The sequence below is a fragment of the Devosia sp. genome (assembly GCF_017307565.1).
In the GTDB taxonomy this organism is placed as follows: Bacteria; Pseudomonadota; Alphaproteobacteria; order Rhizobiales; family Devosiaceae; genus Devosia.
Window position 1 is genome coordinate 1 of record NZ_JAFKHD010000218.1, and the last position, 8,401, is coordinate 8,401.

Below are 8,401 nucleotides of genomic sequence, written 5' to 3' on the forward strand. Positions count from 1 at the left end.
CGTATCGAGCAAGTGCGCGTCGTCCGACTTGTAGAAGCCGCCATTGGGATTGAGCATGTCGCGGGCATCCCGCTCTTCTATCTGGTGATAGAGGGCATAGCGGTCAACCACCTCGCCGCGGGCTTCGAACTGGCGCGCCCGGCGCTCCATGCGCGCCTTGCTGTCGGCCTGGATGAAGAGTTTCACATCGGCATCGGGGCAGATTTTCGTGCCGATATCGCGGCCATCGAGCACGGCGCCGCCGGGCTGGGTGGCAAAATTGCGCTGGAAGTCGAAGAGCGCCTTGCGGACTTCGGCGATGACGGCGACCTTTGAGGCAAGCGTGCCGGCGCGGGCGCTGGTCAGGGTTTCGAGATCGGTCAGGTGCGCCGCATCGAGCTGTTTTGCGGCGGCGATGGCCTTGGCCTCGAATTCGATCGTGTCTTCAAAGGCTTCGACGGCCGTGCCGACGGCGCGATAGAGCAGGCCCGTATCGAGATGGGGCAGGCCATAGTGTCGGGCGAGACCCTGGGCCAGAGTGCCCTTGCCGGAAGCGGCCGGTCCGTCGACGGCTATGATCATGACCTTCACCTCAGCGCCTGGCATATCCTTGACCGCCTTAGCATGGCTTTGCCCGAAGGAGCCACCCTTGCCGCTCCCGCATTTAGGATTTGACAGACCTACGCTTTGCACCTAACCGGACTGGCCGAATATCTGGCGTGGCCGAGGCGGTCGGCCACAGGCATTTTCCCTATTCGACGAGGCATGTGAAATGGCCAACGAACGCGGTACCAAGCGTACCGATCCCGATACCGGCAAGAAGTTCTACGATCTGAACATGGATCCGATCGTCTCGCCCTATACCGGCAAGTCCTATCCCCGCTCCTATTTCGACACGCTCGCTGTCGGCAAGGCATCCTCCGTTTCGTCGCGCAAGATCGACGACGAGGATGAAGTCGAGGAAGAAGAAGAGGCCGAGGACACCAACGCCCCCGAAATGGTCAGCCTCGAGGATGCCGACGCCGAAGAGAGCGGCGGCGACGAGGAAATCCCCGATGTCGATGACGTCGAAGTGGACGAAGACCTGGGCGACGACGAAGAAGACGTGTTCCTCGAAGAGGAAGACGACGACGCCGATGACGGCCTCGGCTTCGACGTTGGCGACGACGAAGATCGCTGATTTCATTTGATTTTTTCCGTCGGGGAGAGTTTTCCCCGGCGGATGAAAAAAGTGTCATTTAGGCACTTGCGTTGTCCGGAATCATCCTCTAGGTTCCGCCTCGCTTCGGAAGGGCAGCGCCCTGAAGAAACCCACGGAATGGGGCCATAGCTCAGCTGGGAGAGCGCTTGCATGGCATGCAAGAGGTCAGCGGTTCGATCCCGCTTGGCTCCACCATTTCCCCCGACATCGTTGGCAGACTGCTGGCATTTCGCTTCGCGTTGAAGCGAATGCGTTGTGGTTCGGTTGTCACCTGGCGGCCGTCGCGCGGACTGATCCAAGGTTGTCTTGCCGGACGAGAGCCCTATAGTGGCCGCACGTCCAGCCCCGGGGCATTTCCGTGTCGTCCACTTCCCAACCCGGTCCTGCCGGGAGTGACACAGCATCCACCAAGATCGAGACCAGGTCCGAAAGCCGGGCCCGGCGGCTCGTTCGATTCGGTGGGCGGCGGCTCGATACGCTTTCGGCCGGCGGCTGGCTTTTTGGCCTGTTGTTCGCGGCACTTTCCCTCACCCCCTCGCTGATCCCGCGCAATGTTCTGGTGCAGGGGGTTCTTTCGGGCTGCGCCTTTGCGGCCGGTTATGGCATCGGGGTGTTTCTCGAATGGTTGTGGAATTTTCTCGAGCTGCGCTGGCCCAATCGAAAAGTGGCGCGCTGGGCCGGACGGCTCTGCGCCGCATCTGCGCTCGTGCTCACCATCTCTTTCCTCTGGTTCTGGACCGGCTGGCAGAATTCGGTGCGCGCCGGCATGGCCGAGCCGCCGCTTGAGGCAACCCAGCCGCTGCTGGTGGCGCTGATCGCCGTCCTGCCGGCTGCGCTGCTGGTCGGGCTGGGAACGCTGCTGGTCCATGGCGTGCGCATTGTCGCGCACTGGCTCGGGCGGCTGATCCCGCCGCGCGTGGCGCTGGTGGGGGCGATGATTCTGGTGGGGATCGCCACGGCGACGGTCGGCGATGGCGTCGTTGCCCGTGGTCTCTTTTTCGCGGCCGACCGATTCTACGGCAATTTCGATCGTCTCGTGGGCATTTCCGAACCGCGCCCGACCGACCCGCTGAAATCGGGCAGCGCGCAATCGCTGGTGCCCTGGGACACTATCGGTATCGATGCGCGTGTCTATGTCCAGACCGGCCCCACGGCCGAAGACATTACGGCGCTGACCGACAAGCCGGCTGTGACGCCGCTGCGTATCTATGTCGGGCTGCGCTCGGCCGATACGCCGGAACAGCGGGCAGCGCTGGCCCTCGCCGAAATGGACCGGGTGGGCGCCTTTGACCGCGCAGTGCTCGCCCTGATCATGCCGGTCGGCACCGGCTGGGTGGAACCGGCGGCCATCGACACGCTCGAAATCCTCCATGGCGGCGATGTCGCGAGCGTTGCCGTGCAATATTCCTATCTGACGAGCTGGCTGTCGCTGGTGTCCGAGCCCGATATCGGGGTGGAAACCGGGCGGGCGCTGTTCAATGCCGTCTATGATCGCTGGACGCATATGCCGCACGACAAGCGGCCGCGGCTCTATCTCCATGGTCTTAGCCTTGGCGCCTATAGTTCGGCCGCCTCCGCCTCGCTCTACGACATTCTGGGCGACCCCTTCGATGGCGCCCTCTGGGTCGGGCCGCCCTTTGCCAGCTCTGCCTGGCGCATGACCACGGCCAATCGTGACCCCGATTCGCCCGTCTGGCGGCCCCGTATCGGCCAGGAAACGACGGTGCGTTTCGCCAATACCGGCGAGGATCTCAAGGAGCTCTCGGCCTGGGGGCCGCTGCGCATCGTCTATCTGCAATATCCCTCCGACCCGATTGTGTTCTTCGACTGGTCCCTGCTCTATCGCGAGCCGCTTTGGCTCAGCGGCGAGCGGGCGCCTTCGGTGTCGCCGCTTCTCAACTGGTATCCGGTGGTGACGTTTCTGCAGGTGGCGCTCGACATGGCGCTGGCCCAGACGGCATCCATCGGCTTTGGTCACGTCTATGCCCCGCAGGACTATTTTGATGGCTGGGTGGCGGTGACGGCGCCAAAGGGGTTTTCCGCGGCCGAGCTGGAGGCGCTGGAGATCAAGCTCACCCGCCATGGGCCGCGCGCCCTGCTCGGTGGCGGCTGGTTCCGCAGCAGCGAGACGGGCAAGGCGCAGTAGGCTCCTGCCATAATCGGGTTTTGCCATGCCTATGGTTCTGGCATTGCTTCGATTCCCCGCCAGACAAGGATCAAGACGTGGCCCGCAAACCCATCACCATCAGTCCGGCCAAGGCGCGGGCGATCTGGCTGAAAGCGCAAAAGCTCGACGAGGCCGCGCCCTTTGGGTCTGGACCGGCCGCCGCGGGCGCGGCGGTGGCTCATCTGGGTTATGTGCAGATCGACACGATCAATGTGATCGAACGCTGCCACCACCACATTCTCTATTCGCGCATTCCCGACTATCGGCGCGGCGATCTCGCGCATTTGCAGAGCGTCGACAAATCGATCTTTGAATATTGGACCCACGCGCTAAGCTATGTGCCGACCGGGGACCTGCGCTTTTTCGTGCCGGCGATGAAGGCCTATCGGGACAAGCCGAGTGCCTGGTTCGGCACGGTCAGCAAGGCCGAAGTCAGCGCCATGAAAAAGCGCCTGCGCGAGGAGGGACCGCTTTCCATCCGCGACATTGACGATGATGAACTGGTGGAAAAGAACCACCCCTGGGCGAGCCGCAAACCGTCCAAGCGCGTGTTGCAGCTGATGTTTTACCAGGGGCTCGTCGCCATCTCGGCACGCGAGGGCATGGTGAAAACCTATGACCTGATCGAGCGCCATTTCGGCTGGGACGGGGGGCCGAAACCGGCGACCGAGCGGCAGGTGACCGCCTATCTGCTCGATCGGGCACTGAAGAGCCAGGGGCTTGTGAGCCTTGATTCCATTTGCCACCTCAATGCCCCGGCCAAGAAGGCGGTGCGCGAGCTGATCGAGGCGCGGGTGAAGCGGCGGGCGCTGGTGCCGGTTAGCATCGAGGGCGCAGACAAGGCGCCGCATTGGGCAGAGCCGGCGGTGTTCGAGGCGGAATTGGCGAGTGCAGATCGGGTGCATGTGCTCTCGCCCTTCGATCCGCTGATCATCCAGCGCAAGCGGCTAAAACTGTTCTTTGGCTACGACCATCTCTTCGAAGCCTATGTGCCGGCGGAAAAGCGGGTGATGGGCTATTTCGCCCTGCCGGTTCTGCTGGGAGACCGGGTGGTGGCGGCGGTTGATCTCAAGACCGATCGTGGGGCGGGAAAACTGCTGGTGCAGAAATGGACCTGGCTCGAGGATGTCGGCGCCGAGGCCAGGGCTGCGGTGGATGATGAACTGGGGCGGTTTGAGCGGTTTCAGCTGGGGAGCTAGGGGCTGACGTCCCCCCTCCCGGCCTCCCCCATCAAGGGGGAGGTGAAGGGACGGTGGGCTGGTGAGGCGCGTGCGAGATCGGAGGGCCTCCGGCAATTTCCCTGACTTGTGCCCTAAGCCCCTTGCACCTCCACCGTCAGGTGCGAAATTTCGTGCACATGAGCGAGGCGTTGGCGATAGATCGCGATGGGCTGCGGGGCCTTGCTGGCGATGGATACTATGGCGCCATAGTGGCCAGGGCCGAGGTGCCAGACGTGGAGATCGGCGATGGTGTCGCCCGAAACTTCGATGGCTTCGCGGATCTCGGTGCCGATGGCTTCGCCTTCGCGCGAATAGTCGACGAGGACGCTGCCGCTGTCGCGGATGAGGCCCCAGGACCAGCGGGCGATGACGAGGGCGCCGACAATGCCCATGGCCGGGTCCATCCAGATCCAGCCAAAAAGGCTGCCGGCGACGAGCGCGAGGATGGCTAGAACCGAGGTCAGGGCGTCGGCGAGAACGTGCAGATAGGCGGCGCGCAGATTGTTGTCGCGGCCGCTACCATGGTGATGACCGTGATGGTCGTGCGGGTGATCGTGATGATGGCTGTGGCCGTGGTGATGGTCATGATCGTCGCGCAGAAGCCAGGCACAGACGAGGTTGACGACGAGCCCGACGACGGCAACCAGGATCGCCTGGGAAAAATTGATCGCGACCGGCGCGGTGAGGCGCATGAGGCTTTCCCAGCCGATGAGCAGGGCAATGAGCGCCAGGACTATGGCGCTGGCAAACCCGGCGAGATCGCCCAGTTTGCCGGTGCCGAACGTGAAGCGCGGGTTTTTGGCGTGGCGGCGGGCATAGAGATAGGCAAGGGCCGCAATCAGCATGGCGCCAGCATGGGTGGACATGTGCCAGCCATCGGCGACTAGCGCCATGGAGCCGAAAATGCTGCCGGCGGTGATCTCGACCACCATCATGGCCGCCGTCAGCGCGATGACCAGCCAGGTGCGCCGCTCATTGCGCTCGTGGTTGGCACCGAGAAAGACATGCTCGTGGCTTGCGGCGAATTGGGCGCTGGCCTCAGTCATTTGAGATAGGTCCTGATCACGTCGATGAGTTCGCCCGCGCCTTGGGCACGATCGGGGTCGGTATCGGTCGCAGGGTCAGAAACGTGGTGGCGAATGTGGTCCTCGATCAACTCGACGGTGAGGCCATTGATGGCCCCGCGTACCGAGGCGACGAGATTGAGGACTTCGGCACAGTCGGCTTCCGCTTCGAGGGCCCTTTCGATCGCATCCATCTGACCTTTGAGGCGACGGACCCGGGCGAGGAGTTTTGGTTTTTGGGTAATGGTGTGAGACATAATATAGGGGGGTATCCTATATTTTTGGGATTTTCAAGGCGCAGCGGGACGCGCTGGTGGTGGCCTGCCGGCCCGAAGGGGGCGGCGACTGGACGGTCGGGCGGCTTCCGCGGCTTTCCAAGCCGGCATCGGGCGCGCTACAAGACAGCCGAAGTGGGGAAGAGATGGCTACCTATACCGACATTGCCCGGCGTGTTTACAACCACACCTGGAAACTCGATCCGATCATCCGCAGCCTGCTCGATACGGACTTTTACAAGCTCCTGATGCTGCAGATGATCTGGGGTCTCTATCCCAAGGTCGAGGCGACCTTCTCGTTGATCAACCGCACCAAATCCGTCCGGCTGGCCGAAGAGATCGATATCGACGAACTGCGCGCCCAGCTCGACCACTGCCGCACTCTGCGCGTTTCCAAGAAAGAAATGATCTGGCTGGCGGGTAACACCTTTTATGGCAGTAAGCAGATCTTTCAGCCGGGCTTTTTGCGTTGGCTCGAAAACTTCCAGCTGCCCGAATATCGGCTGGAAAAGCGCGACGGGCAGTTCGTGCTCGAATTCCCCGGACTTTGGCTCGAAACCTCGATGTGGGAAATTCCCGCGCTCGCCATCATCAACGAGCTGCGCAGCCGTGCCGCGATGAAGAGCTACGGCCCCTTCGCGCTGGACGTGGTCTATGCGCGGGCGAAAGCCAAGATGTGGGAGAAGGTCGAGCGCCTGCAAAAGCTGCCGGACCTCAAGATTTCAGACTTCGGGACGCGGCGGCGGCACTCCTTCCTCTGGCAGCGCTGGTGCGTGGAAGCGCTCAAGGAAGGGATCGGCGACAATTTCACCGGCACCTCCAATGTGAAGCTCGCCATGGACACCGATCTCGAGGCGCTGGGCACCAATGCCCATGAACTGCCCATGGTGCTGGCGGCGCTCGCACGCTCGGACGAGGAACTGCGCGAGGCGCCCTACCGGGTGCTGCAGGACTGGAAGAGCTATTATGGCGGCAACCTTCTGATCGTCCTGCCCGATGCTTTTGGCACCGACGCATTTCTGCGCGATGCGCCCGACTGGGTGGCGGACTGGACCGGGTTCCGGCCCGATTCGGCGCCGGCCATCGATGGCGGCGAACGCATCATCAAATTCTGGGAAAGCCGCGGCCGCGATCCCAAGGAAAAGCTGCTGATCTTTTCCGATGGGCTCGACGTCGACATGATCGAGGAAGCCTATCTCCATTTCGATGGGCGGGTGCGCATGAGCTTTGGCTGGGGCACCAATCTCACCAATGACTTCGAAGGTTGTGCGCCCGCGCCCAATCCCGGGCTCGACCCGATCTCGATCGTTGCCAAGGTCAGCGAGGCCAATGGCCGTCCGGCGGTAAAACTCTCGGACAATCCGGCCAAGGCGACGGGGGAGGCGGCCGAAATCGAGCGCTATATCCGCGTCTTCGGTGATGCCGGCCGCGTGGAGCACGCCGTCCGGGTCTGATCTTTTCCACCACTATCAACCATCAAAACCCGCCTGTGGAGAAACCATGGGCGGGTCGGCGCATTAATGCCTCGTGAACCATCTAGGGCCAGTTTCCGCACGGGGGCTCCCATGGAGCCGAATATGAGTCTTGAACTAATCGATATCGCGCTCGCCGAGCGTCACGATCACCCGCGGCTGGCCAACCGGGTGACGGGAAAGGTGAAGGCCGTGCTCACCGAAACCATCGACGGCCGCGAGCAGCGGCACGAAATCCTCATCCCCGCCTGGATCGAGCGGGAAGAGGGGATGGATGATAGCGACGTCGACCTGGCGCTGATGGTCAAGGCGGCCAAGATCGTCGGTCGCCTCAAGGCGCGTCTGGCGGACGGAACCTAGTCCTTCTGCCGCGCCGTGCGGGCAAGCGATTGCAGGAACATGCGATCGGAGGGCGAAAGGCCCATGGGCACATAGGCCGGCGGCGTGCTGACCGTGCCGGCGGCGCGGTGGCGATAGGCGGGGGCCGTGGCGAAATGACGGGCCCGCGCCTCGAGCATGGCGTGCTTGCGCTGCTTTTCGCTGCGCAGGAAATAATAGAGCGTGACGCCGGTGATCAGCCAGATGGCGAGAATTTGCCAATCCATGTCGGCCTCCTTGAAACCGGGCCAACATAGCTAATGAAGCGTTAATTCAGAAGCGGGACTGTCCGTTAAGCCTAATGGCTAAACTTGTGCCGATACCGGCAGAGGCAGACCGCGATTGAGGGCGACGAGCGTCGTGCGTACCTGATTTTCCGCCGACTTGGTGACCGCCTTGCGGTCCGCGCCCTGGGCCAGCACCTGCGGGGTGCCGAAGGCGACGGTGACGTCCTTGACGGGGCCGGAGAGGATTTCGCGGATGTTCTGCTTGACCGACTTGGACTTGATCCAGGCAACGAGCGAGCGCTCGTTGCGGCTGATCGGCAGGCCCTGAAGTTTTGTATAGGCAACGGTCAGCGGTTGGATGTTCACTTCCGTCGCACCCGCGGCCTCCATGGCGTGCTGGGCGGCGCCGACGAGCGCC

General features: G+C 62.8%; 9 protein-coding genes, 1 tRNA gene and 1 pseudogene. 6 read left to right on the forward strand and 5 right to left on the reverse strand.

From position 1 onward, the window contains the following. Nucleotides 1-561 (reverse strand): (d)CMP kinase (locus J0I64_RS06985; RefSeq protein WP_291406877.1); only part of this gene is annotated, 561 nt, incomplete at its 3' end. 190 nt (nucleotides 562-751) lie between these two features. Between J0I64_RS06985 and J0I64_RS06990 the strand changes: the two genes are divergently transcribed. The 4 genes from J0I64_RS06990 (at nucleotide 752) to J0I64_RS07005 (ending at nucleotide 4,546) form a co-directional block, all read left to right on the forward strand. Beyond that, nucleotides 752-1,159 (forward strand): TIGR02300 family protein, encoded by a 408-nt coding sequence (locus J0I64_RS06990; protein WP_291406878.1) that lies wholly within the window; start codon nucleotides 752-754, stop codon nucleotides 1,157-1,159. A 140-nt stretch (nucleotides 1,160-1,299) separates the two neighbouring features. After that, nucleotides 1,300-1,375, forward strand: a tRNA-Ala gene (locus J0I64_RS06995). Nucleotides 1,376-1,538: 163 nt separating this feature from the next. Then, nucleotides 1,539-3,326, forward strand: coding sequence for an alpha/beta-hydrolase family protein (locus tag J0I64_RS07000; RefSeq protein WP_291406879.1), 1,788 nt, complete (start codon nucleotides 1,539-1,541; stop codon nucleotides 3,324-3,326). A gap of 77 nt (nucleotides 3,327-3,403) precedes the next feature. Then, entirely contained in the window at nucleotides 3,404-4,546 is a 1,143-nt protein-coding gene (locus tag J0I64_RS07005) for a crosslink repair DNA glycosylase YcaQ family protein (protein WP_291406880.1), read from the forward strand. A 113-nt stretch (nucleotides 4,547-4,659) separates the two neighbouring features. Here J0I64_RS07005 and dmeF read toward each other — a convergent pair whose 3' ends face one another. Together dmeF and J0I64_RS07015 are read right to left on the reverse strand one after the other, a co-directional pair. Further along, the gene (gene dmeF / locus J0I64_RS07010) at nucleotides 4,660-5,613 is read right to left on the reverse strand and encodes a CDF family Co(II)/Ni(II) efflux transporter DmeF (RefSeq protein WP_291406881.1); all 954 of its coding nucleotides are present in this window, start codon (nucleotides 5,611-5,613) and stop codon (nucleotides 4,660-4,662) included. Then, nucleotides 5,610-5,888 carry a metal/formaldehyde-sensitive transcriptional repressor gene (locus J0I64_RS07015; protein WP_291406882.1) on the reverse strand — a complete coding sequence of 93 codons (279 nt, stop codon included), beginning with the start codon at nucleotides 5,886-5,888 and terminating at the stop codon, nucleotides 5,610-5,612. Before J0I64_RS07015 ends, dmeF begins: the two co-directional genes overlap by 4 nt. A 164-nt stretch (nucleotides 5,889-6,052) precedes the next feature. On the opposite strand from J0I64_RS07015, the gene pncB reads away from it, so the two are divergent. Both pncB and J0I64_RS07025 read left to right on the forward strand, forming a co-directional pair. Then, complete coding sequence (gene pncB / locus J0I64_RS07020) at nucleotides 6,053-7,360, forward strand: nicotinate phosphoribosyltransferase (RefSeq protein WP_291406883.1); 1,308 nt, start codon at nucleotides 6,053-6,055, stop codon at nucleotides 7,358-7,360. 123 nt (nucleotides 7,361-7,483) lie between these two features. Then, a complete protein-coding gene (locus tag J0I64_RS07025) occupies nucleotides 7,484-7,738 on the forward strand; it encodes a hypothetical protein (protein ID WP_291406884.1) in 255 nt (84 codons plus the stop codon). Here the strand turns inward: J0I64_RS07025 and J0I64_RS07030 are convergent. Both J0I64_RS07030 and J0I64_RS07035 read right to left on the reverse strand, forming a co-directional pair. Then, entirely contained in the window at nucleotides 7,735-7,983 is a 249-nt protein-coding gene (locus J0I64_RS07030) for a hypothetical protein (RefSeq protein WP_291406885.1), read from the reverse strand. The two genes, J0I64_RS07025 and J0I64_RS07030, sit on opposite strands and share 4 nt — an antisense overlap. Nucleotides 7,984-8,061: 78 nt before the next feature. After that, a pseudogene (locus tag J0I64_RS07035) lies at nucleotides 8,062-8,401 on the reverse strand (1-acyl-sn-glycerol-3-phosphate acyltransferase); the annotation flags it as partial.

What these genes read in the sequence shown, in the direction of transcription:
- J0I64_RS06990 (WP_291406878.1), top strand. Translation starts at nt 752, where the DNA reads ATGGCCAACGAACGCGGTACCAAGCGTACCGATCCCGATACCGGCAAG.
- dmeF (WP_291406881.1), bottom strand. Translation starts at nt 5,613, where the DNA reads ATGACTGAGGCCAGCGCCCAATTCGCCGCAAGCCACGAGCATGTCTTT.
- J0I64_RS07015 (WP_291406882.1), bottom strand. Translation starts at nt 5,888, where the DNA reads ATGTCTCACACCATTACCCAAAAACCAAAACTCCTCGCCCGGGTCCGT.
- pncB (WP_291406883.1), top strand. Translation starts at nt 6,053, where the DNA reads ATGGCTACCTATACCGACATTGCCCGGCGTGTTTACAACCACACCTGG.
- J0I64_RS07025 (WP_291406884.1), top strand. Translation starts at nt 7,484, where the DNA reads ATGAGTCTTGAACTAATCGATATCGCGCTCGCCGAGCGTCACGATCAC.
- J0I64_RS07030 (WP_291406885.1), bottom strand. Translation starts at nt 7,983, where the DNA reads ATGGATTGGCAAATTCTCGCCATCTGGCTGATCACCGGCGTCACGCTC.